We start from the raw sequence: 23923 nt of genomic DNA on the forward strand, positions 1-23923 counted from the left end.
CCGGCCCACCCGTGTTTCAGCGGCCGGGGCGGGTCAGCCCCTGGTCACCGGCACCGCGGCTGAGGACGACCTCGTCGGTATCTTTGAGTGCGGTGTCTTTGAGTGCTTCCGCCCCGGCGTCCCCGTTCTGCGCCGCGGTCAGGTCGAGCAGCCGGATCGGCGGGCCGAGCTGCACCAAGGTCGGGACGTACTCGGCCTTGTCGACCTTCCAGCGCTCGCCGTCGCGCACGAACCGGAACCGCGCGGCCGCACCCTGTTCGGTCGAGCCCTTCGGTTCCGAATGCCGGGCGACGCTGTTGCCGAGGCCGTAGGCGACCCACTTGCCGTTGATCTGTTCGAAGGGCTGCACGACGTGCGCGTGGTGGCCGACGATCAGGTCGATCGAGTCGTCGCCGAGGAGTTTCTTCGCCAGGGAGCGCTGTTCCGAGGTCGGATCGTGCTGGTATTCGGTGCCCCAGTGCAGGCTCGCGACGACGACCTGCGCCCCCGCCTCGCGCGCGGCCTTGGCCTCCGCGATGACGGCGTCGGCGTCGATCTGGTTGACCAGCCACGGTTTCCCGGCGGGCACCTTGATGCCGTTGAACCCGTAGGCGTAGGAGATCTGGGCGACCTTCACTCCCTTGACGTCGACGATCAGCGGCTTCTTCGCCTCTTCCGCCGACCGCGCCGAACCGGTGTGCTTGAGGCCTGCCTCGTCGAGTTCGTCGAGCGTCCGCTTGGCGCCCTCCGCGCCCTGGTCGATCGTGTGGTTGGACGCCGTCGAGCAGGTGTCGTACCCGGTGTCCTTGAGCGCGTCGACGATCTCGGGCGGCGCGCTGAACGACGGGTAGCCGCTGTACGGGCCACCCTTCGGCGCGAGCGGCGTCTCGAGGTGGCAGATGCCGAGGTCGGCCCCGGAGATCAGCGGCTTCACCCCGGCCAGGAGCGGCCGGTAGTCGATCTTGCCGTTGCCGTCCTCCTTGGCCTGATCGGTCAGCGCGGGGTGGATGAGCACGTCACCGGTCGCGACCACGGTGAACGAGCCGGCCGGCGCCTGGCTCGCCCCCGCCGGCGGCTCGCTCGACGCGGCGGGCGGCTGGTCAGGGGCCCCGCCGCACCCGGCGAGCAGCACGGCGACGCCGAGGAGAGCGGCTGTGTGGTGGGCGCGGCTGGCGATCATCGGTTCCCTCGTTCGGGTGACAGTTGTCGCCCATCCTGCCTCAACGAGGTCACTCCCCGTCAAACCGGAGCCTCGCGTTTAGTCCTCTCAGTGCGGTCCTTGCACGCGCAACTACCCCATTCAGAGGACTAAATGCGGGGTCAGGCTAGGCAGTCACCGGGGTCGCCTCGACGAAGGGCGGGGTCCTCCTGGGCGAAGGTCCGGGCGACGCCGGGGCCGCTGGACCGCGTCTCGAACCGCACGGTCACCCGCCCGTGCCCGGCCCCCTGCACCCATCCGCTCCCGAACTCCTCGTGCACCACGTCGTCCCCCGGCCGCCAGCCGGTCGAGGTGACCACCGGGGCGGGCGCCCGCGAGACGACGGGCACAGTGGATATATCGGACACCGGGACCGACAGAGTGAACAACGGATCCTGATGCGGCACCGAAAGCCCGGAAAACGCGACTCCGGCCAGCCGTACGCCTCCGAAGTCCGACGGGTCGATCAGCAGTCGTTCCGCCATCGCGGCGAGCTGGTCGAATTCGTCGGTCGGCGACGCCATCGTCTCCGAACGCGTCACCGTGCTGAAGTCGGTGTGCCGCAGTTTCACCACCACCGTCCGCGCGACCCGTTCGGCGTTGACGAGCCGCTTGTGCGCGTGGACGGCGAGGTCGCGGACCTCGCGCCGCAGGCTCACCAGGTCGATCAGGTCCCGGTCGAACGTCGTTTCGGCGCTGACCTGCTTGAGTTCCGCGCGGTCGGACACCGGCCTGTCGTCGACGCCGGTGGCGAGGCGCCGCAGATCCCTGCCGACCACACTGCCCAAAGTGGACACCGCGTCGGCGTCGGACAACGCGGTCAGCTGCCCCAGGATCCGGACGCCGATCGCCCGCAGTTTCCCTTCCGCCACCGGGCCGATCCCCCACAGCACCCTGGTCGGCAGCGGCGCGAGGAAATCGCGTTCGGTGCCCTGGTCGACGACGAGCAGGCCGTCCGGTTTGGCCAGATCCGAAGCGACCTTCGCGACCTGTTTGCCCGACGCCGCCCCGATCGAAGCCACCAGGCCGATCTCGGACCGGATGTGCTCCCGCAGGCGAGTGCCGAACTCGCGTACCTGATCCGACGACGCCCCCGCCAGCGACGGCGGTTCCGCGAAGGCCTCGTCGAGCGAGATCCGTTCCAGCACGGGCGCGTACTGGGCGACGAGGTCGAACACCCGCGTGCTGAGCAGTTCGTACAGGGCGAACCGCGGCGGCAGGATGACCCCGTTGGGCGGCAGCAGCCGCCGGGCCTGCGACATCGGCATCGCCGATTTGATCCCGTGCTCGCGCGCCTGATAGCTCGCCCCGGCGACCACGCCGCGCGGTCCCGCGCCACCGACCAGGACCGGGCGGTGCGCCAGGGTCGGCCGGGTCAGCTGTTCACAGGAGGCGTAGAACGCGTCCATGTCGAGGTGGATGACCCACCGGTCATGCCCGCCCATCGCCCGGTACCTCGAGAAGACGGTGCAGGGCTTTCGTGTACTCCTCGAACGCCGCGCGGCCCCGGGTGGTCAACTCGACCAGCGTCACCGGGGTGCGATGTTCATAGGCCTTGGTGATCTCGACATACCCGGCGTCCTCGAGTTTGCGCAGATGCGTCGACAGGTTGCCGGGCGTCATGTCCAGCAGTTGCTGCAGGCGCGGGAAAGTGATGCTGTCGCCCGGCCCGAGACTCGACAGCGCCACGGTGACCCGCAGCCGTGCCTGCGCGTGGATCACCGGATCGAGCTGGGGCAACCCGTCCTCGCTCATCGCGACCGCACCAGGAAGACCAGCGACGCCACCAGGAAGCCACCGCCGCCTGCCAGGCTCAGCACGAGGAAGTTGTGCGGGCCGCCCGCGAGCACGCTCGCCGCGCCGCACGTGATGATCCACACGCCGAGGCCGTACTGCAGTTTGCTCTGCCACAGCATTCCGCCGGCGAGGTACATCAGGCCGGTCAGGATGAGCGAGGTTCCCGACCACAGCAACGGGATCAGCTCGGCGTCGAGGCCGAGGCGGATCAGCGCGGTGTTCACCACCGTCAGCCCGCCGAACGCGATCATCCAGCTCCACCCGTACATCGCCCCGACGAGCCGCGACGGACCGCGGACGCCGCGACCGCTCCGGATGCCGTAGATCGCCGAGTACGCGATGGCCCCGGCGAAGGCGACGACGGCGAAGACCGCGGCCACCCACAGCGGCGTCAGCGAAGTCGGCGGGGCCGAAAGGTAGATGAGCCCGAAACCGAGCAGCCACACCAGACCCCAGACGGCGAGCAGCACGGCCGGATTCGGCCCGATCCCGCGGCGGGTCTCCTCCGCCTGCTTGGCGATGAGCGCGAGCGACTCCTCGGGCGTCATCGGCCGCGCGTCGTCGTCCCGTTCATGCTCCACCACTTCGGAAAACTAACACGGGTTCACAGTCTCGCCGTGTCGAGCCGGAACCTCACCATCACCACGAGTGCGGGCACCACCAGCCACGCCGCGAGCACTCCGGCGGCGGTCACCACGCCCGATCCGCCGAGCACCGGCGCTCGGCCGATCTCGCCGAGCCAGTATGTCGGCGTGAGATGTCCGGCGGTGTTCATCCAGCCGGGCAGGATCTGCAGCGGGATCCACAGCCCGCCGAACATGCCGAGCGGCAGCATCAGCGCGCCTGTCACCGCTTGGACGGTGTCGCCCTTGCCGAACAGGCCGATCATCAGGCCCAGCACCGCGAACGGCAGGGTGCCGAGCCACAACGCGCCGAAGATCGTCAGCCACTGGCCGGTGTCGAGCCGGATGCCGCGGATCATCCCGGCCGCGAAGATCACCAGCAGCACGGGCAGCGCGACGAACATTCCCGCCGTCACCTTCACCATCAGATAGCCGGGTGCCCGCATCGGCGTCAGCCGCAAGGTGCGCTGCCAGCCGTCGGTGCGCTCGGTGGCGACACGCGTTCCGGTGAACAACGCGGCGGTCATGGCGCCGTACGCGGCCATGTTCACCATGGTCACCGTCGCGGTCGAGATCCCGGGAGCGATCTCGCGGGCGCCGAAGATCCCGCCGAACAAGAGGAACATCACCAGCGGCATGCCGATGGTGAACACCGCGAACTGCGGGCTGCGGACGATGCGCTTGATCTCCAGCGCCAAGTAGTTCGTGTTCATCGCAAGGCCCCCTCGGTTTCGTCGGTGTTATGCCCTTCAGGCGCATCTGTGTTCTGCCCTTCAGGCGCATCGGCGGTCAGCGCGACGAACGCTTCTTCCAGTCCGACAGCGGTGATCTCGATGTCCGCGGCGAGCGGGAACTCGCGCAGCAGACCGCGGATCGCGGCATCGGAATCGGCGCAACTCAGCTCCGCGTGCCCGGCCCGCAGGACCGCTCGCGACACTCCGGGCAGCACCGACAGCGCGGCTTCGGTGGCGTCCGGGACGACGGCCCGCAACACCCGGCCCGCGACCGCGGCCCTGACCTGGCCGACCGGTCCGTCCGCGACGACCCGGCCGTGGCGCATGAGCACGACGCGATCGGCGTAGTCCTCGGCCTCGGCGAGATAATGCGTCGCGAAGAGGACCGTGCGGCCCGTCTCGGTGTACTCGCGCATCGACGTCCAGAACCGTCGCCGCCCCTCGACGTCCATCGCCGCGGTCGGCTCGTCGAGCACCAGCAGATCCGGATCGCCGACCAGCGCGAGCGCGAACCGCACCCGCTGCCGCTCGCCGCCGGAGAGCTTCCCGCACCGGCGATTCGCGTACTCGGTGACGCCGGCGCGTTCGAGCACCTCGCGAACCGGCAGCGGACTTCGGTGCAGGGACGAGAAGAGGCCGACGAGTTCGGCGACCGTGGCGTCCCTGAGCAGCGTGCCGTTCTGCGCCATCGCGCCGACCATGCCCCGGTCCATCGCCTCGGCCGGACTGACCCCGGCGACCCGGACCCGGCCCGCATCGGGCCTGGTCAGCCCCAGCAGCATGTCGACCGTGGTCGACTTGCCCGCACCGTTCGGCCCGAGCAGCGCCACCACCTCCCCCGGCGTGACCCGCACGCTGACGTCGTCGACGGCCAGGACGTCACCGAAGCGCTTCGTCAGCCCTTCGAGGCTGAACGCGTCCGCCATGACTCTCCCTCTTCAAGCACTTTGAAGCACAAAGTCGATACGCACTTTGTAACACAAAGTCCCCTGCTCTGAAAACCCCAGAGCACGTGAAGTCGTGTCCGTATTGAGGGGTAAGGCAAACGTGTCGTGCCTCGGGCGAGACGGCGGGCTGGGTGACGCGACGCCGCACACGCCTTATCGAAGTACATGAAGGCCCCCTTCCTTGCGCTAGGCGCCAATGCCAGGAAGTTAAGCGACGGTGCCTGAGGTTTCCCTGATCGTCCATAAAGGACGCTTACCGTGGTAAATTGTCCGTTTGAGTAGCATTTGCCCGTATTTCCAAGTCTGTGAAGGCCTCCTTGAGGGACTCTGGGTCCCTCAAGGAGGCCTTCACGGACCCACCAACCCTCGTCGGCGAACCAGCGCCGCCCGAACGTCCGGTACCCGCTGGAGCCGGACCACCTGACCAGGGAAAACACGCTAAACAGCACCACGCCACCGACCTTAAGTTCCTGGCATTGGCGCTAGGCGCAAGGAAGGGGGCCTTCATGTACTTCACGACCGGTCGCCGAGGTCACATCCGACGGTAGTGAAAGCCTCCTTCACTACCGTCAGAGTAGGCAAGGAGGCCTTCACTACCAGAAGAACGCGTACACAAGAGCGACACCGGCCCCACGCCACGACACGTTTGATTTACCCTCAATAACAGTTGGAGAGCCTCAGGAACCGCCGCTGAAGGCCCCCTTCCCTCGACTGAGCCGAGGGAAGGGGGCCTTCACGCGCATCAGTTAGGCGGGCACCCGGGAGGTGGCCGCCTCAGGAGCCGAAGCCGCGGCGGGTGCCGGAGGCGGCACCGGAAGCGGCAACGGCGCGCATTCGACGTCGGCCGTCCGCCCCGGCTTGCGGTCGGGCAGCGCCCCGGTCGCCAGGTAGTCGGCGATCCGGTTGTCGACGCAGGCGTTGCCGCGCGGGGTGATCGCGTGGCTCGTCCCGCCCGGCTCACCGATCAGGCGAGCGCCGGGGAACCGGCTACGGACCTCGAGGCTGCCTTCATACGGCGTCGCCGCGTCGAGCGTCTCGCCGATCATCAGCACACTCGGCACCTTCTTGCCGTCGACCTTGACCGGCTTGCCCGGCTTCGCGGGCCAGTACAGGCAAGGCGCGTTGAACCAGGCGTTCTGCCAGGTGAAGTAGGGCGCCTTCTGGTAGGTCCGCCAGTTGTCGAACTTCCACTGCTGCCAGCTCTGCGGCCACTTCACGTCCGTGCACTGGACGGCGAGGTAGACCGCGTACCCGTTGTCGTCACCGCGACCGCCGAAGGCCTCGAACAGGCCCTTCATCGTCTGCCAGTCACCCTTGTTGACGAACTTCGCCAGCGCGTCGCCGAGCAGCGTCCACCGCAGCTGGTAGTACGAGGCCTGCTGGAACACGTCGAGGAGTTCGTCCGGTCCGATGAACCCGCCCGCCGGGACCGCGGCGACCTTCTTCAGCTGCTCGTTGAAGACCTGCTTCACCGCGGCCTGCGTCTTGCCGAGGTGGTAGACATCGTCGTGCTGCGCGACCCAGCCGAACCAGATGTCGATGTTGACGTCGAAGGCGACGTCCTGGTTCAGGTTGGCCTGGTACCAGACATTCCGTGGGTCCACAGTGGAATCAAGGACCATCCGGCGCACGTGCTGCGGGAACAGGGTCCCGTAGACCTGGCCGAGGTAAGTACCGTAGGAGTACCCGTAGAAGTTCAGCCGCTCCGCGCCGAGCGCCTTGCGGATGCTCTCCATGTCCTTGACCGTGTCGGTCGTCTTGATGTTGTCGAGCAGCGCGCGGCTGTTGTTCTTGGCACACGCCTCGGCGTAGGACTTCGAGCGCTGCAGCCAGGTCTTCTCCAGCTGCGGCGTCGTCGGCACGTAGTTCGGCCGGTTGTAGTCCATGTAGTCGGGAATGCACGAAAGCGCGGGTTTGCTGGAGCCGACGCCACGCGGGTCGAAGCCGACCCAGTCGTAGGCGTCGCCGGCGTGGTTCGGCACCCGTGTGCCGCGGGTCGCGAGTAGCAGCCCGGAGCCGCCGGGACCACCCGGGTTCGTGAGCATGACGCCCTGGTACTGCGCCTCCGGCGTCTTGTGCTTGACGCGGCTGAGCGCGAGCTGGATCTTTTCGCCGCGCGGCCTCGAGTAGTCCAGCGGTACCGACAGATAGCCGCATTCGGCGCCGGCGTTGATCAACGCCGGGTCGGTGCAGGGTCCCCAGGCGATCGTCTCGATGGGCTGCGCTTCTTCCGCGGCGACAGCGGGTGCGGTCACCGCGACCGAAGCCAGGGTGGCCACGGCCAGCGCGGTGCTGAGAACACGTCTCACGGTTTCTCCCTTTCCCTCCAAAGGTGAAGCCCCGAAACCCTATCCACGTCCGTGACCACGGGAACCCCTCCGGCGAAGGTCCCTACCAACGGCGGGTCCCGATCGCGGCAAACCGGGCAACCGGTTAATCGGTTGGGAGGCCGTGTGGAGCAAGCTAGGATTTCGATCATGATCTGCCACATCCGCATGCGCACCGCCTGAGACGGCGTGACCGCCGGGCCGCCCGCCATCGAGTGGCCCCTTTTCTGCGCGCCGTCTGTCATTCCTTCACGGACACGGACAGGACATCATGCAGAAGCAACACATCGCGATGATCGGCTGCACCGCGCCGAGCCACATCTACCCGTCGCTGGCCGTCATCCGTGAGCTGGTCGCTCGTGGGCACCGCGTCAGTTACGCCGTGGGTGAGCCGCTCACCGGACTGATCGAACCGACCGGTGCCGAGGTCGTCTCGCATCCGTCGATCCTCCCGCTCGGCGACCAGTCCGCTTGGCCGGAGGATCCCGCCTCGCAGATGCGGGTTTTCCTCGACGAGGGCATCCAGGCGATGCCGGTGCTGACCGATTTCTACGACGAGAACCGGCCGGACCTGCTGCTGTACGACATCGGCGGGCTTCCGGCACCGATCCTGGGCAGGCGCTACGGCGTTCCCGCGGTGCAGCTGTCCCCCACGTACGTCGCGTGGGACGGCTACGAAGAGGACATGGCCGAGATCCTGGAGACGATCCGGACCTCACCGTCCGGAAAGGACTATTTCGCCACATTCACCCGGTGGCTGAACGAGAACGACATCGAAGCCGACGCCTGGGACTGGATCTCCCATCCGCAGCAGGTGCTCGCGTTGCTGCCGAAGGCGATGCAGCCGAACGTCGATCGGGTTCCGTCGTCGGTCCGGTTCGTCGGCCCGGCGCTGGACCCGGAACGACTGGCCGACCGAAGCTGGACACCGCCCGCAAGCGGAAGGAAGGTCCTGCTGATGTCGCTCGGTACCGCGTTCACCGACCAGATCGACCTGTTCCGCGCCTGCGTGGACGGGTTCCGCGACTCGGACTGGCACGTGGTCATCTCGATCGGCCAGACCGATCCGGCCGAATTCGGGCCGCTGCCTGGGCACATCGAGGTACACCCGTTCGTTCCGCAGCTCGCGGTACTGGAGGCCGCGTCGGCGTTCATCACGCACGCCGGCATGGGCGGCAGCACGGAATCGCTGTGGTACGGCGTGCCGACCGTCGCGATCCCGCTGGCGACCGACGGCTTCGGCAACGCGGCGAAACTGGCGGAGCTGGGTGTCGGTGAGCAGCTTCCGGCCGACGAGGTGACGGCATCGACGCTGCGGGCCGCCGTCGAGCGAGTGGCCGGGTCGCCCGCGGTGGCCGCACGTCTTGCCGAGATTCAGGCCGAGACGCGCCGGAACGGCGGGATCGACCGGGCGGCCGACGCCGTGGAGTCGTTCCTGAGCTAGCCCCGGCAGTAGTGCAATGAAGGGGCCGTCAGCTGCCCCGGATCTCGTTCAGGTAGTTGTAGATCGTGTACCGCGTGACGTCGAGTTCCCCGGCGAGGTGGTCCACCGAGTCCTTGATGAGGAAGAACCCCGCCTCGTCCAGTTCCCGGACCACGGCCGCCTTGTGCCGCTTCTTCATCAGGTCCACCGGGATCCCGGCCTTCGCCACCGCCCGCCCGACCAGGAACCGCTGCAGGCTGTCGACGTCCGGCGGGAACGTCTCGGGTTCGTGACCGGTGGCGTTCGGCGCACCGTCGGACAGCCGGTTCACGCACAGGCAGCCGATCGCGACCCCGTCGGCGTCCCGCAGGAACAACGTCGAGGAGCGGATCGCGCGGCCGTCGGGGCCGTGGGTCTCGTAGTTCGTCAGATCCTGTGTGGTGCCGCGGCGAACCAGGCCCAGCAGCAGATCCGTCATCGGACCGCCGACCGTCCGGCCGGTGAGGTCACCGGCGATGGCGACGATCGAGTCCGGCAGCCTGCTCAGATCGTGCAGCAGGACCTCGTTGCCCGGTCCCAGCATCGCGGCGAGCGCGTGCACCGCCGGGACGAGCGCGGTGAGCAGATCCGCCGAAGCCGCCGACACGACAATCGGCGCCTCGAAAGACTTGACCGGTTTCTTCAGCCGTTCCAACGCCGAGCGCAGCTGTTCCGCCGCGCTCGCCGGAGTCGACGCGTGCGGGGACAGCCGGACGTGTTCCGGCCGTACGGTCGCGGCGATCCCGGCGCCAGCCAGCGCTGAACCCACCTGTTCGGCGGCGTGCCCCGGCAGGCTGAAGGCGAGGATCCCGGCTCGTCGCTCGACGGCCGAAACCACCTCTCCCCCAACGGATTTCACGACCTCTTCGAGTTCACCGACGCGTTCGGCGATCCGAGCGGCGATGGCCGCGACCCCCGCTTCTTCGACCAGTTCCAGCGCCGCCGCGAACGCGCCCGAGGTGATCGGGCTCAGGTTCGAGATCGACCACGCGGCCGCGGTGTCGTCGGCGGGATGGATCTCGTCGTCGAACAGCCCCGGGTCGCGGGCGCCGGTCCAGCCGGAGAGGATCGGCTCCATCCGCTCCAGCGCGCGGTCCGAAAGCACGGCGAATCCGGTGCCCCAGCCCGCCCGCAGCCACTTCTGCCCGCCGACGACGAGCACGTCGGCTACCTCCCACGGCGCCTCGGTCACCCCGAAACCCTGGATGCCGTCGACGACGAGCAGCCGATCGCCGATCGCTTCCCGGATCGCCGCCAGATCGGCGCGGTATCCGGTGCGGAAGTCCACCGCGCTCACGCTGACCAGCGACGTCTCCGGCGTCAGCGCCGTCTTGACCGCGTCCGCCGTGACGTGTCCCAGCGGCAGCCGCCGCACGGTGAGCCGTCCCGCCTGTTCGGCGCGCGCCCACGGGTAGGTGTTGGCCGGGAACTCCGAAGCCGAGACCAGCGCCTCGCCCGCCGGGGCGTTGAACGCGGCCTGGAACAGCCCGAGACTGGTGTGCGGCAGCAGCACCGTGTGGTCGGTGTCGCTACCGGAGAGGCGTGCGGCGGCGGCCTTGGCCCTGGTCTCCTGCCGCATCAGGTCGTCCACAGTGGACGGGCCTGCCTTCGTCGAGGCGTCGAGCAGGCTCGCGGTCGTGTCGAGTACGGCGTGCGACGGCGGACCGAACCGGGCGAAGTCGAGGTACCCGGCCGGTTCGTCGAACTGCAGCAGGTACCGCGGGGAGATCCGCGTCATGCGAGGACCCGCGCCAGGAACTGCTTGGTCCGCTCGTGCTTCGGATCGCTGAGGAGCTGATCCGGCGGCCCGGTCTCGACGATCGCGCCGTCGGCCATGAACACCACCTCGTCGGCGGCCTCGGCCGCGAACCCCATTTCGTGCGTCACCACGACCATCGTCATCCCCTCCGCGGCCAACGTACCCATCACCGCCAGCACCTCGCCCACCAGTTCCGGATCGAGCGCCGACGTCGGCTCGTCGAACAACATCAGCTTCGGCTTCATCGCGAGCGACCGGGCGATCGCGACCCGCTGCTGCTGCCCGCCGGACAACTGCGCCGGATAGGCGTCGGCCCGGTGCGCGAGGCCGACCCGATCCAGCAGCTCGAGCGCCTGTTTGCGAGCTTCGTCCGGCGCGACCCCGAGCACCCGGACCGGCCCTTCGACGACGTTCTGCAGCACCGTCCGGTGCCCGAACAGGTTGAACCGCTGGAACACCATGCCGATGCCGCGCCGCTGCCGGGCGACCTCGCGCTCCCTCAGTTCGTACAGCTTGCCGTCGCGCAGCCGGAAGCCGATCGGCTCGCCGTCGACCCAGACCTGCCCCGCGTCGATCGTCTCCAAATGGTTGATACAGCGCAGGAACGTGCTCTTCCCGGCACCCGACGGGCCGAGCAGGCAGACCACCTGTCCTTTGTGGACTTCGAGGTCGATCCCGCTCAGCACCTCGGTGTGCCCGTAGCTCTTGCGGACACCCACCGCCCGCAGCAGGGGTTCAGACACGTTCACTCCTCACCAGCGGCGCGGTGCGCAACGCCTTGGCGGCACGCGAGAACGGGCCGCTCGCCCGCTCCTCGGAATCGAAGGCGCGCTCCAGATAGTGCTGCCCGACCCCGGCGACGGTCACCACGACCATGTACCAGATCGCCGCGGCGAGCAGGGTCTCCATCACCAGCAGGTTGTTGGAGGCGATGTTGTTGGCGGCGTGGATCAGCTCGGTCACGCCGATGACCGACGCCATCGACGTGCCCTTGAGCATGTTGATGAAGTCGTTGCCGGTCGGCGGGATGATCACCCGCATCGCCTGCGGCAGCACCACCCGGCGCAGCGTGGCGAGCGGTGTCATCCCGATCGACTTGGCGGCCTCGGTCTGTCCACTGTCGACACTGTTCAGCCCGGCTCGGACGATCTCCGCCATGTACGCGCTTTCGTTGAGCGCCAAGCCCAGCAGCGCGGCGGTGAACGCGGTGATCAGCACGTTGGTCTGCTCGTGCAGCAGGTAGCCGCCGAACGGCAGCGGAATCGAGATGAACTCGAAGACCAGCGCCAGGTTGTACCAGATCAGGATCTGCAGCAGCACCGGAAGCCCGCGGAACAGCCAGATGTAGCCCGCCGCGAACCAGCGCGCCACCGGATTCGCCGAACGGCGCATCAGCGCGATCACGACCCCGATGACGATCGCCGAAGCCTGCGCGATCACCGCGAGCAGCACGGTGTTGAGCAGACCGACCGCCATCACCCGGTACCACAGGAACTCCGGGACGGAATCCCACTTGATCTGGGCGTTCGCGAGCGCGATCCCGAGCAGGGCCAGCAGCGCGAGGATGACGACGGCGCTGACCCAGCGGCCCCAGTGCCGCAGCCGGACGATCGGCAGCGGCTCAACTTCCGCCATTGAGCTTCGCCTCCTTGACCGCGCCCTGCTCGACGCCCCAGGCCTGCAGGATCTTGCCGTAGCCGCCGTCGCCGATCAGGGACTGCAGTGCCTTTTGGACGGCTTCGGCCAGCGGCTTGTTCTCCTTGTTGACGCCGATGCCGTACGGTCCGCCGTTGATCGGCTCACCGGGCACGACCTCGAAGAACTTGCCCTCGCCCGCGGTCCGCGAGATGTAGACCGCGCTGGGCAGGTCGTTGAGGATGGCGGCGACCCGGCCGGTGCGGAGCTGGTTCTGGTTCTGCGTGTCGCTGTCGGTCGCGGTCACGGTCAGCGCGGGCTTGCCCGCCTGCGCGCATTTGCCGTTCTGCTCTTCGGCGAACTTCTGGTGACTCGTGCCCTGGACGACGGCGACGTTCTTGCCGCACAACGTGTCCGGGCCGGCGATCTGGTCGGGATTGCCCTTGCGGACCATGATCGTGATACCGGAGGAGAAGTAGTCGACGAAGTCGATCTGCGCCTGCCGGGTCTTGGTGTCGTTCATCGCGGCCATCGTGAGGTCGACGCGGCCGGACTGGAGACTCGTGATCAGCGAACCGAACGCCATGTCCTGGTGGTGCACGGTGACGCCCAGCTTCTTGCCGATGGCCTTGGCGAGGTCGACCTCGTAGCCGATCGGGGTCTTGCCGTCGGCGGCGTAGAAGTTGTTGGGCGCGGACTGCAGGTTCGACGCCAGGTGCAGCATCCCGGCCTGCGTGTACTTCGCGGGCAGGGTGGCGGAGACGGCGGCGTCCTTCTGGACGGCCTCGATCAACGCGGTCGTGTCGGGGATCGCGGCGGGCGCGCCTGGAGTGGCGGCGGGCTGCTGGCCTCCGGCACCGTCAGGCCCGCCTCCGCAGGCCGCGGTGACGAGCGCGGCCACGCCGGTGAGCACGGCCAAGCGCCAGGTTCGGGTCAGGGTGAGCGGCGTCGACGGCATGACGGACCTCCACGGTGCCTCGGGATGGTCGCCGACGCTACAACCGCCTGTTGAAGAGGTCAACAAGCAGTTGAAATCTTGTCCGGTGGATGTCCTTTTCACGCGTGAAGGCCCTCTTCCCTCAGTTCAGCCGAGGGCCCCGGCAAAGTCGCGGTCTTGCAGGTCAGGCGGCTATTCCTGCACTGTCACGGGCCGCGCACCAGCGGCGGACCTTGATCAACGGAGGATCAGGGACACTCAAGGTCCCCGATCTTCCGTTGATCAAGGTCGAGGCGGGGTAGGGCAGGCCTGATTCTGGACGCCAGTCGGGCTTCAGTGTCCACAAGGGACACCGCCAGCCGATCGACTGTCCGATTGATGCCGCTATATACGTTTCCGCGCGGGGTCGTGAGTGTTAATGAGGGTTAGAACGACCCATATCACTCACGACCCCCTCGCAAAACCCCGCAACTCGCCCAAATCGGGCACATTTGCCCCGAGAAGTGTCCCTTATGGACAGTCGGGAGCCAGGTGAGGCCCCTTTGGGTGAATCCGCTCCCGCCGGCTCCGTCACGACACGTTCGCCTTGACCCGCTCTTGCGATGCAGCCGACCAGCAGTTATGCGACTTTGCTGGGGCCCTCAGTTCAGCCGAGAGAAGAGGGCCTTCACGCGCGGAGCTCAGACCGCGATGTAGTTCCCCGAGAGGATGAGCAGGACCTGCAGGGTGATGCCGGTGCCGTAGTAGTCCTTGGCGTTCGGCGTCCAGGTCGTGATCGAGGTCCACAGCTTGTCCAGCCAGGCCTGGCTGGCCGGGTCGTTCATCGCCGCGATGGCGAACGACGCGGTGAAGCAGGGGTGCTGGCCCGTCTCGCCGGAAAGCTTGGAGCCCGAAAGCGTGTAGCCGGTGGTGATCTTGGCCGGGTCACCGCCGGTCGCCTGCTGGATCCAGGTGTTCATCTTCCGCACCTGTCCCTGCGCCGGGCTGCCCGACACGGTGATGCCGTCGACGCCGAGGCGCCACGGGTCGCGGCAGGCGTTGTAGGAGTAGTGCGGGTCGTGGTCTTCAAGGAAGCCGTCCGGAGCGGGCTTCGGCGTGGAGTTCGTGTTGACGACGAAGTCCGGGATCAGCCCGGTCTTCGGCGAGTACTGCTGCTGGATCTGGGCGACGGCCTGCTCCTGCCGGGTGCGGACCTGACCCCAGAACGAATCCCCGGTGGCCTTCTCGAACGCGCGGAGGTGACCCGGCATCCAGTCGGAGGAACGCGAGCTGTAGACGTACTTGCCCTCGTCGGCCCAGTCGGCCAGCCGCATGAACTTGGTGGTGGGGTGCACCTCGCTGCGCTTGATGGCCTTGATGATCCGCAGCGCCTCGGCCTTGTAGTTCACCGAACCGCCACTGCCCCAGACCTTGTCGGCGATGAGCAGGCCGTACGCGATTTCGAGGTCGCCGTCGGTGGCCGAGTCGACGCCGTTGACGCTCTTGCAGTTCGCGTCCTGCTCGGCGGCGTGCAGATCCTTGTCGATCGACGAAGGATGCGCCTTCACGAACTTCAGGATGCCGTCGACGACAGCGCGGGCCTGCGAGTCCTTGTTCCCCATCATCGCCGCGATGGTCATCCCGTAGCCCTGACCCTCGGCGACGAAGGCGTGGTCGGCGTCCGGCGCCTTGACCGCGTAGGTGCCCGTCCCGCACTTGGTGGTGAGGAAGTTCTTCTTCCAGAAGTCGTAGTACTTCGCGAGCGCAGCGTCCTGCGTTGCCTGCGACACCGAGGGACGCAGAACTCCCGGCAGATAAGGGGTTCCTTGAGCGGTGGCCGCGGTGGCGGGGGCGGTCGTGGCGACCAGCCCGGCGGTCAGCGCGGCCACGGCCAGCACTGTCCGAACGGTCTTTCTCATGGCTCCTCCGGAACGTCGTTGGTGGCGGCGGCGCTTTTCGAGAGTGACATCCGGGTCGGCCAAAAACAAGAGAGTTAAGAAAGTTTCCTTACTATTACCTCAAAAGACGCTTGTGTTAACGATGTCCTAGCGTGGGGTCATGACGATCGACCTGAGCGCGCGCGGCGAGGCCTTCCGGGACTTCTGGACCGAGCGGCATCTCGCCACCCTGACCACCGTCCGCCCCGACGGGACCCCGCATGTCGTCGCCGTGGGGGTCACAGTGGACTTCGAGGCCGGGATCGCCCGCGTGATCACGTTCCGCTCGTCGAAGAAGGCCCGCATGGTCAAGGAAGCGGGCGAAAAGGGCATACCGGTCGCAGCCTGCCAGCTGGACGGGCCCCGGTGGTCCACTTTGGAAGGACGCGCGGTGCTGCGCGAAGACCCGGAGTCGGTACGCGACGCCGAAAACCGCTACGCCGCGCGCTACCGGCAGCCCAAGCCCAACCCGGAACGCGTGGTCATCGAGATCACCGTGACCCGGGTCCTCGGCAACGCGTAAACGCCCTGCCCGCCCTCTCATTTCGTCCTCTGAATGCGGTCCTTGCGTGTGCAACTACCGCGTTTAGAGGACGAAATGCGTGACGTCAGGCGACGAACAGGTTGAGGAGTCCCTCCACCGAGCGCACGATCACCCGCGCGGCGGCACGTTCCGCGTGCGCGGCGTCGGGCCGCTCGGCCTCGTGCCGCCAGCGGACGAGCGCGTTCTCGGCGCCCGCGTGGATCTCGGCCGGATCCGCGTCGGGTTCGAGCCCGAGCCGCTCGGTTGGCGCGAGTCCCTGCGCGCCGAGCAGTCGTGCCGCCTCCTCGGCGATCTCGCCGGACAGCGCCGTGCGACCACCCCGGATGTCGGCGATGAGCCGCAGTTCCCGGAAGTCGTGCGCGGCCGCGGCGAATCGTTCCACCCGCGCGGCCAGCCGGTCACCGTGCGGACGCGGTTCGGCGGTCAGCAGACCTTCCAGCCGCAGCACCGCCGTGCGGGCTTTCAGCGCTTCGGCCCTGGCGACGAAGCATCCGGCGAGCGTGTCCCGCAGGTCACCGAGACCACTGCGGTGCACGAGTTCCGCCGAGAGCTTCAGCCTGCTCTCGCAACCGGTGCGGATCAGCGTGATCGCCAGCCGGACGCCGTAGAGCCCGAACCGCGAGACCAGATGTTTCCGTGACTCCGGTGGGATACGCACCGGGAAGGGATCGTCCACAAAGGAATCCACGGACAGGAGGTAGCGCTCCAGGTCTTGGCGGGAGATCGACGCCATCGCCCGCAGGACCTCGAATTCGTCGTCCCGCAGCGCGCGTCCGGCGTACCCGAGCTGCCCGGCGACCGCGATGACTCCCTGGAACCCCGCGCACCGCGGATCTTCACGCCAAGCCCGCCGCGCCAGTTGTTTCGCGGTGAGCAAGGCGTCGATCCGGCCCGCGCCGACCTCGTCGGCCCTCCCGAGCACCAGTACCGAGTTCACCGCGCTCTGCCGCGCGAACGCCGAACCGCCGACCGGCCGGGCACCGTCGAGTTCGTCGGGTTCGAGATGGCGCACCAACCGCACTGTCGCGTCGACGTGTTCCGCCAGCGCCGGCGTGTCGAACAGGTCGAGTTCACGCAACGCCCGCGTCGGCCATTCCGCCAGCGCGGAGACCAAAGTGGACTTTCCGGTTCCCGGTGTGCCGACGAAGCCGACCCGCAGCGGTTCTTCCAGTCGCTCCAGGCATTCCCGCAGCATCGCCACCGCGGGCGGGCGATCCCGGTAAAGCGCCGCGGCGTCGGTCAGGAGTTCCCGGACATCGAGGGCCGTCACGCGGAGAGCTCCCGGCGCGGCGCGGCGCTACTGCCGAGCGTCCCCGCCTTCCGGTGCAGCGCGGCCAGCCGGTCGATCTCCTTCTTGACCCGCTGCGTGCGCCGGTCCCGTTCGGCGGAGCCGGCGACGATCAGTTCCCGTTGGCGCGTCAGTTCTTCCGCGAGTTCGTCCGACAGCGCGGCGAAATGATCGCGCAGCCGCCGCTGGACCTGGCGGATCTCGTCCTTGATCTCCTTGCTGAACCGGATGAACACGTCGTCGACGTGGCGTTGCGCCGCGGCCTTCGCCAGCGCCTGCCGCCGCTGCAACCGCATCCCGCCTTCGTCGCGCACGCTCTTGGTGGCGAACGCGACACCGGCGCCGAGGGAGACCGGGTTGATCAGCGGCAGCCCGGCGAGACTGGTGACCAGACCGAACATCAGCACGCCGCCGTAGGAACCGCGCAACCCGGTGAAGAGTTTCTGACCGATCTTGAACCGTTCGATCTTGGGGGTGCCGACTTCGGGGATCGAGTCCACACCGGACCCGGTGAGCGGCAGATCCGGCGCCTGTCCGAACCGCGGCCCGAAACTCGTGGCGACCGCGTGCGCGATCCACGTCGCCCGGTCCGACACCCAGTGGTAGTTCGTCTCGACGGCCTCGGTGAGGTTTTCCTCCAGCCAGACCTGGAAATCCGGCCAGATCTGCACCGGGTCGCCTTCGTCGAAGGTGCGGTCGATATGCCGCACGATCACCCGCGTCCGCTCACGCAGGTCGTATTCGGCGTCGGAGGCCAGGTCGGCGATCTCGTCCGACAACAGGTTCTGCCAGCGGACGTTCTGCCGCCGCAGTTCCTCCGAGCGCCGTTGTGCCTGATGCAGCAGGGTGACCTGGTCGATCCCGCTGTCCTGCGAAACGGCGTTGAGCCGCGTTTGCAGCGTCTCGACCAGTTCGACCGCCGCCGCGCGGACGCTCACCGCGGCGGCCAGCGCTCGCGTGCGTTCGATCGGGCGCGCGGCCTGTTCCCCCACCCAGTTCAGGAGTTCCGGGAAACCGGACCGTCCATTGAGGTCTGCGTCACCGGCCTTCGCGGCGGCCTGGCGCACCGTCGCGGACACGGGGAAGACGTCGGCGACGACCCCGGTCTCCGAAAGCGCGGCACGGTTGCGCGCGGCGAGTTCCCGCCAGTCGGGGCTGACGTCGATCTTGGTCAGCGCCAGCACCAAGGCCGGGCACCAGGTCCGGATGTGCCGGGCCAGCGCGAGTTCGGCGGGCTGGAGTTCCTGCGACGCGTCGGAGACGAGGATCACCGCGTGCGCGTCGGCGAGGACGTCGAGCGTGGCCGCCGTACGCGGCGACCGGGGATCGCCGATGGCCGGGGTGTCCACCAGGACAAGGCCCGTGCCGAGCAGTTCGCGCGGCAGGCCGACCTCGACGCGGCGCAGCGAACCGGGCGGGCGGACCTCGAGTTCCTTGGCGAGGTCACCGACCGGGACGCGTTCACGGGCGTGCCCGACCAGCGTCGCGGCGGGATCGCTGGCGTAGCCGATCTCGGTGGGCACGGCGGGCGTACTCGCGTCCCCGACCGCGCAGACCGGCGCGTTCAGTAACGCGTTGAGCAGGTAACCCTTGCCCTGCTTGGGAAAACCGACCACCGCGATCCGGGTGCCCGGCGCCTGCTGGTCACGTCTGCGCCGGAGTCGTTCGGCCAGGTCGGCGCGACCATGGACGACACAGGCGTCCAAGGTCTCGTTGAGCACGTCGAGCCAGGCGGGGGCTGTCACGGGGATGCAGTGTTCCCTTAACCAAGCGCGGAATCAATGTGGCATGGGCCAACATGAGCGTGCGGGCCCCGCGACCTGCGGCGGTCGCGGGGCCCTGGCACAGAGCTGAAAAATATTCAGATCAGCCGATGTGGATGTCGTTGCCCGAGGCGATGTCGCCGCCACCGATGTGGACGTCACCGATGTTGCCGACGTTGTGGCCGATGTTGTTGCCGACCTCGGAGACCACGTCGTGGACGTCGGAGACACCCGCGTGGTTCGCGACGCTGGCGACCTCGTTGGCCACATTGCCCGCCACGCTGCCGGTGACGTCGCCGTGGTTGTTGGCGATGTCACCGTTCGCGTAGTTGTTCGCGACCTCGTGCACCTTGGTGGTGACGTCGGCGACGCCGACGTTGCCGATGACGCTGGTCAGGTCGCCGACCGTGGACAGGAAGTCCGGGGCACCGCCCGCGACACCGTCGGCGCGCGGCAGGTCGCTGGTCAGGTCGCCGACGGCCGGAACCGAGTCGACGGCCGGAACCTGAACGGCGTCCACGGCGGGGACGTCGTGGACGAGGTCGGTCGCGGTGTCGACGGCGCCGCCCGCCACGCCACCGGCCTGGCCGAGGGCCGCGGAGTCGAGGCCACGCGAAAGGTCATCGGTCAGGCCGAAGCTGCCGACGGTGTTCTGCGCGAGGGCGGTCACGCCGGCGGCGGCGTTCGACACGTCGGTCACGTCGGAGACGGCCGGGACACCCGGCAGGCTCGGGACGTCGAGCGGCAGGTCGCCGAGGCTCGGCACGCCGACGTCGGGCAGGCCCAGCTCCGGCAGACCCGGAACGGCCGGGACACCCGGGACGCCGACCTCGGGGAGGCTCGGCACGCCCGGCAGGGCGCCGGAGCCGACGGCGGGGACGTCGACCGGCAGACCGGCGGTCAGCGCGGTGAGCTGGTCGATCGCGCCCTGGACACCGTCGGCGCACTCGCCGTCGGTGCCGTTGACGGCGTTCGCGACGCCACCGAAACCGGCGAGGTTGTCGGCGGTGGAGGCCGCGGTGCCGGTCACGCCGGTGGCGGCGTCGACCGGGACGAAGTCGAGCACCAGCGGGACGACCTCGTGCACGTCGGCGGCGTTGATGTCACCGAGGCCGGCGTCGGCCAGCACCTGCTGCGGGTCGTTGGCGAACGCCGCGCGGGCCGCGGTGTCGTTCAGCAGGTTCAGCGTGAAGTCGTGCAGGGTCTGAACGGAACCCATGAAAGGACTCTCCTGTGGGGTCTGGGGCGATGAGGCGAACGCAGCGCCTGAGGGCACGGCTGCTCGCAGGTCACCGAAGCTAGCGAGGGGGCACCTCCCCGCACATCGGGGATCACTCCCGGTCGTCACTCACTCAGCCAATAGGGGATCGGTATGACATCGTTAGGGCGTTAGGGGCTTAACCGAGACGCGCCCCGTTGGGTTTAATGCCAGCTCTCACCCAGAAGGGTCAAGCCGTACGGGTGAATGGCCCTGATTAGCCCTTAGGGGCTGGTCAAGCGAAGGAGGATGCTCGTTGCCCTACGTCCTCGGCATCGATATCGCCTCGACCCGCACCACCGCCGCCACCTGCGTGCAGTCCGGCGACGGCTGGGGCACGCCGGAACCGTTGTGGCTCGGCGCGCGCGGCCCGGCCGCGGCGTCCGCGGTGTTCCTCGACGAAGACGGGTACCTGCTCACCGGTGACGCGGCGGTCGAGGCGGGCCTGTCCGCGCCCGCCCGCCTGCTGACCGGGTTCCACGAACGGGTCGGCGACGACGTCCCGGTCATCGTCGGCGGCGAACGGTTCCCCGCCGAATCCCTCAGCGCCGTCCTCGTGGACGCCGCGGTGGACCAGGCGGCCGAGCGATTCGGGGAGAAACCGCGGCACATCGTGCTCACCCATCCCGTCGGCTGGGGCTCGTTCCGCCGCGACCTGCTGCGCCGGGCGCTGGCCGAAGCAGGCTTCCCCCGCGCCGCGCTGATAGCGGCCCCCATCGCCGCGCTGCACGCGTACCTCGCCCCGCAAGGTGACGTCACCGCCGGTGTCTGCGAGTTCGGCCCGGACGGCGCGGTGGTCACGCTCGCCACCGCCGGGATCAACGGCTGGCAGCCGGTCAAGACGATCGAAGGCGTCGACCCCGGTGACGCCGTCGGCAAGGTCTTCGAACTCGCGCACTGCGCCGGGGTCCAGCCGCAAGCGCTGGCGGGCATCGTGCTCGCCGGAGAGGCTCCCCCGGTCCCAGGACGGACACCGTGCGCCCTCTTCGCTTCGAGCGACCCGGTGTCGACGGTGGCGATCGGCGCGGCCAACATCGCCGCACGACGTGACATTCCTCAACCCGGAGATGCGCGATCGAATGCCGTCGCGACCGTGGAAACCACCCTGCTGCCCAGGGTGGACGCGGTTCCGGAGCTCACCGAACGGCCGGAACGGCCCCCGGTGGACATCACCCCGTTCCCCTTGCCAGAACGCACCGGGGCGGCGAAACTGCTCAGCCGACGCAAGCCCCTCGTCGCCACGGCCGCGGTCGTGGTGCTGGCCGCGACCACCCTGCTGCTCACCCTGACCACTCGAGAAGCCACCGCGGACAAGGGACACCAAGCCCCTCCCGCTTCCAGCAGCTGCGCGCCGGCCACCCCCGGCCCCGCCACGACATCCCCCGAAGGTCGCTGTTGAACGCACTGCTCGACAAGCCCGGCATCATCCATCCGGATGCCCGGCGTCTGCTCGACGAGGTGATCGCCGCACCGGAACTGCCGGCGCGGGTCGCCGTCGTCGCCCCCGGCGGGTACGGGAAGACCCATCTGCTCGACCTGCTCGGACGCCACTACGCGAGCGCCGGAGTCGAGGCCTTGCTGATCGACGACGCCGACCAGCTCGACGACGACGAGATCGCGAAGATCAAAGCGAGAGCGGACGAAACGACCGCGCCGGTCGTGCTGGCGTTCCGCCCGACGGCGCGGACCAAAGCACTGCGCCCGCTCGCGGACTCCTTCGGCCGATCGGTGTCCTTGGGCGCGTTCGGCGTCGAGGACGTCCGGCGGCTCGTCGAGCAGGCAGGCGGTGACCCGGCCACGGCCGAAGACGTCCACGCCAGAACCGGTGGGGTGCCGAGACTCGTGCTCCGCGCGGTCACCGGCCAGCTCGCGGATTTCCGCGCCGAGCTGGAACAACTCGACGACGACGTGCACCGCTACCTGATCGCGGCCGAAGCCGGGGCAGGCCGGAATCTCGATCTCCTGGCGGCCTTGCTCAACCGCGACCGCGACGGCCTCCCCGAGATCTTCGACGGCGCCAGGGCGACCGGGCTGCTCGGCGAGGACGACGCTCTGCTGCCGATCGCCGCCGAAGCCGTCCGCGCCTGGGGATCGCCGGGCCGCCGGTTGACGGTGCTGCAGCGGCTGGTGGAACTCCAGCTGCGCGAAGGACTTCCGGTACTGGATCTCGCCCGTTCCCTGCTGGGGACGGGAAGTTCGGGCGCGAGCGCGGCGGCGGCCTTCGAGGCGGCCGCGCGTGAGGCGATGCCCGACGACACGAAACTCGCGGCGCGGTTCTACGAGGCCGCGGCCGAGGCCGGTGGGCGCGGCGCGGCGCTCACCGTCGGCTGGGCGCACGCCGCGGCACTGGCCGGGGATCTCGACACGGCGCTCCGGCTCGGCGACGGCCTGCTCGGCAACACCGACGACCCCGACGGCGTGGACGCCCGTGCGGCGGGCGCCGAAGTGGCCGGGACCGTGCTGGCGCATCGCGGCGAACTCGCGCACAGCGCGGAGCTGTATCAGTGGTCCGGCCGGGCCGGATCGAAGGCGTTCGCCGCGATCGCGTTGGTGGGCACCGGAAAACCGGAAGCCGCCCGCGGTGTACTGGAGACCCCCGAAGTCCCGACCCTGTTCGCGGGCGCCGCCTCGCGGATGGCGCGCGCGATCACCGACTCGGTCTCCGGCTGCGGCTCGGAAACCCTGTCGGCCCTGCTCGGCGCGGCGTCGATGCTGGAGTCTGCGGGGGCGCCCGCGCCGCTCCCGGACAGCCCGGCCGCGCTCGCGGCGTTGGTGGGGCTGCATTCCGGCGAACTCGCGCTGGCCGAATCGGTGCTGGCGCGCGCGGTGAGCGGACGGATCGGCGGCGACCTGCTCGCGAAACGGCACCGGCTGCTGCGCGGCTGGGTCGCGATGACCTCGGGCGACCTCAAGACGGCCGCCGAAGCCTTGATGCCGCCGGACGGTCTCGAAGCCCGCGACGAACTCTTCGCCGCCACCCTTCAGCTGGGCCTGGCGCGACGGGCGAGCGACCTTCCCGGGCTGCAACGTTCCTGGGACCGCGCGTATCAGGCGTCGATGCGCCAGCAGCCGGACCTGTATTCGTTGCTGCCACTGGGAGAACTCACCATCGCGGCCGCGCGGGCAGGCGCGAGCGCCAAACTCGCCGGACAACTGGAGCGGGCGCATACCGTGCTCGACGCCCTCGGCAACCCTCCACTGTGGACGGCGACGCTGCGCTGGCACGAACTGCACGCCGCCATCACCGTGGAAAACCACTCGCTGGCCGAAGAGCATTTGGCCGCGTTGAACGATTTCGCTTCCTGCGGCCGCTATCCGGCGGCGCTGGCCTCGGCGGCGACCGGCTGGCTCGCGGTGTTGACCGGGGACTTCGACCCCGAACCGATCACCGTGTCCGCGGCGGAACTGCACGAACTCGGGCTCTGCTGGGACGCGTCACGGCTGGCCGGGCAAGCGGCGATCCGGACCTCGGACCGGAAGGCGATGGTGCAGCTGCTCGAAGCGGCGCGGCAGTTCCAGGGCCGCGCTCCGGAACCCGTCGCGGCCACCGGATTGAGCGCGTTGAGCGAACGCGAACTGGAGGTCGCCCGTCTGGTCGTCGACGGGCTGACCTACAAACAGGCCGGGAGCAAACTGTTCATCTCCGGGAAGACCGTGGAGCACCATATGGCCCGGATCCGGGGGAAACTCGGGGCCGGGGACCGGCGGGAACTGCTGGCGATGCTGCGGGAATTGCTTCCCGCGACCGAAGACTAG

Annotated in this window: 19 protein-coding genes; 4 read left to right on the forward strand and 15 right to left on the reverse strand. The window is 68.8% G+C overall.

The features are described from left to right. Nucleotides 1-16: 16 nt before the first annotated feature. The 7 genes from ACZ7KI_RS00350 to ACZ7KI_RS00380 all read right to left on the reverse strand — a co-directional run bounded on the left by ACZ7KI_RS00350 (nt 17) and on the right by ACZ7KI_RS00380 (nt 7587). A complete protein-coding gene (locus ACZ7KI_RS00350) occupies nt 17-1159 on the reverse strand; it encodes a CapA family protein (protein ID WP_470271083.1) in 1143 nt (380 codons plus the stop codon). Between the two features lie 140 nt (nt 1160-1299). Then, a complete protein-coding gene (locus ACZ7KI_RS00355; RefSeq protein WP_470271084.1) occupies nt 1300-2622 on the reverse strand; it encodes a DNA polymerase IV in 1323 nt (440 codons plus the stop codon). Further along, a complete protein-coding gene (locus tag ACZ7KI_RS00360) occupies nt 2609-2932 on the reverse strand; it encodes a transcriptional regulator (protein WP_470271085.1) in 324 nt (107 codons plus the stop codon). Before ACZ7KI_RS00360 ends, ACZ7KI_RS00355 begins: the two co-directional genes overlap by 14 nt. After that, the gene (locus tag ACZ7KI_RS00365; RefSeq protein WP_470271086.1) at nt 2929-3558 is read right to left on the reverse strand and encodes a hypothetical protein; all 630 of its coding nucleotides are present in this window, start codon (nt 3556-3558) and stop codon (nt 2929-2931) included. The genes ACZ7KI_RS00360 and ACZ7KI_RS00365 overlap by 4 nt, the downstream gene beginning before the upstream one ends. A gap of 20 nt (nt 3559-3578) precedes the next feature. Continuing rightward, complete coding sequence (locus ACZ7KI_RS00370; protein ID WP_470271087.1) at nt 3579-4310, reverse strand: ABC transporter permease; 732 nt, start codon at nt 4308-4310, stop codon at nt 3579-3581. After that, complete coding sequence (locus ACZ7KI_RS00375) at nt 4307-5257, reverse strand: ABC transporter ATP-binding protein (protein ID WP_470271088.1); 951 nt, start codon at nt 5255-5257, stop codon at nt 4307-4309. Before ACZ7KI_RS00375 ends, ACZ7KI_RS00370 begins: the two co-directional genes overlap by 4 nt. Nucleotides 5258-6024: 767 nt before the next feature. Then, nucleotides 6025-7587 (reverse strand): alpha/beta hydrolase, encoded by a 1563-nt coding sequence (locus ACZ7KI_RS00380; RefSeq protein WP_470271089.1) that lies wholly within the window; start codon nt 7585-7587, stop codon nt 6025-6027. Between the two features lie 289 nt (nt 7588-7876). Between ACZ7KI_RS00380 and ACZ7KI_RS00385 the strand changes: the two genes are divergently transcribed. Beyond that, complete coding sequence (locus tag ACZ7KI_RS00385; protein ID WP_470271090.1) at nt 7877-9049, forward strand: macrolide family glycosyltransferase; 1173 nt, start codon at nt 7877-7879, stop codon at nt 9047-9049. Nucleotides 9050-9077: 28 nt separating this feature from the next. Here the strand turns inward: ACZ7KI_RS00385 and ACZ7KI_RS00390 are convergent, their stop codons facing one another. From ACZ7KI_RS00390 to ACZ7KI_RS00410, 5 genes are all read right to left on the reverse strand, one after another. Further along, nucleotides 9078-10805: an aminotransferase class V-fold PLP-dependent enzyme gene (locus ACZ7KI_RS00390; protein WP_470271091.1), complete on the reverse strand. Its 1728-nt coding sequence runs from the start codon at nt 10803-10805 to the stop codon at nt 9078-9080. Then, the gene (locus ACZ7KI_RS00395) at nt 10802-11569 is read right to left on the reverse strand and encodes an amino acid ABC transporter ATP-binding protein (RefSeq protein WP_470271092.1); all 768 of its coding nucleotides are present in this window, start codon (nt 11567-11569) and stop codon (nt 10802-10804) included. Before ACZ7KI_RS00395 ends, ACZ7KI_RS00390 begins: the two co-directional genes overlap by 4 nt. Next, nucleotides 11562-12461: an amino acid ABC transporter permease gene (locus ACZ7KI_RS00400; protein ID WP_470271093.1), complete on the reverse strand. Its 900-nt coding sequence runs from the start codon at nt 12459-12461 to the stop codon at nt 11562-11564. The genes ACZ7KI_RS00395 and ACZ7KI_RS00400 overlap by 8 nt, the downstream gene beginning before the upstream one ends. After that, on the reverse strand, nt 12448-13419 hold the full coding sequence (locus ACZ7KI_RS00405) for an ABC transporter substrate-binding protein (RefSeq protein WP_470271094.1): 972 nt from the start codon (nt 13417-13419) through the stop codon (nt 12448-12450). The genes ACZ7KI_RS00400 and ACZ7KI_RS00405 overlap by 14 nt, the downstream gene beginning before the upstream one ends. A 659-nt stretch (nt 13420-14078) precedes the next feature. After that, a complete protein-coding gene (locus ACZ7KI_RS00410) occupies nt 14079-15296 on the reverse strand; it encodes a glycosyl hydrolase family 8 (RefSeq protein ID WP_470271095.1) in 1218 nt (405 codons plus the stop codon). A 139-nt stretch (nt 15297-15435) separates the two neighbouring features. Between ACZ7KI_RS00410 and ACZ7KI_RS00415 the strand changes: the two genes are divergently transcribed. Beyond that, nucleotides 15436-15837, forward strand: a complete 402-nt coding sequence (locus ACZ7KI_RS00415; protein ID WP_470271096.1) for a PPOX class F420-dependent oxidoreductase — start codon at nt 15436-15438, stop codon at nt 15835-15837. An 85-nt stretch (nt 15838-15922) separates the two neighbouring features. On the opposite strand, the gene ACZ7KI_RS00420 is transcribed toward ACZ7KI_RS00415, so the two are convergent. From ACZ7KI_RS00420 to ACZ7KI_RS00430, 3 genes are all read right to left on the reverse strand, one after another. Then, on the reverse strand, nt 15923-17128 hold the full coding sequence (locus tag ACZ7KI_RS00420; RefSeq protein WP_470271097.1) for a GTPase: 1206 nt from the start codon (nt 17126-17128) through the stop codon (nt 15923-15925). Then, nucleotides 17125-18891 carry a dynamin family protein gene (locus ACZ7KI_RS00425; protein ID WP_470271098.1) on the reverse strand — a complete coding sequence of 589 codons (1767 nt, stop codon included), beginning with the start codon at nt 18889-18891 and terminating at the stop codon, nt 17125-17127. Before ACZ7KI_RS00425 ends, ACZ7KI_RS00420 begins: the two co-directional genes overlap by 4 nt. A gap of 121 nt (nt 18892-19012) precedes the next feature. After that, the gene (locus tag ACZ7KI_RS00430; RefSeq protein ID WP_470271099.1) at nt 19013-20128 is read right to left on the reverse strand and encodes an IniB N-terminal domain-containing protein; all 1116 of its coding nucleotides are present in this window, start codon (nt 20126-20128) and stop codon (nt 19013-19015) included. A gap of 295 nt (nt 20129-20423) precedes the next feature. Between ACZ7KI_RS00430 and ACZ7KI_RS00435 the strand changes: the two genes are divergently transcribed. Together ACZ7KI_RS00435 and ACZ7KI_RS00440 are read left to right on the forward strand one after the other, a co-directional pair. Continuing rightward, entirely contained in the window at nt 20424-21566 is a 1143-nt protein-coding gene (locus ACZ7KI_RS00435; RefSeq protein ID WP_470271100.1) for a molecular chaperone DnaK, read from the forward strand. Next, nucleotides 21563-23923, forward strand: coding sequence for a helix-turn-helix transcriptional regulator (locus tag ACZ7KI_RS00440; protein ID WP_470271101.1), 2361 nt, complete (start codon nt 21563-21565; stop codon nt 23921-23923). Before ACZ7KI_RS00435 ends, ACZ7KI_RS00440 begins: the two co-directional genes overlap by 4 nt.

The sequence above is a fragment of the Amycolatopsis sp. NPDC039088 genome (genome assembly GCF_055598845.1).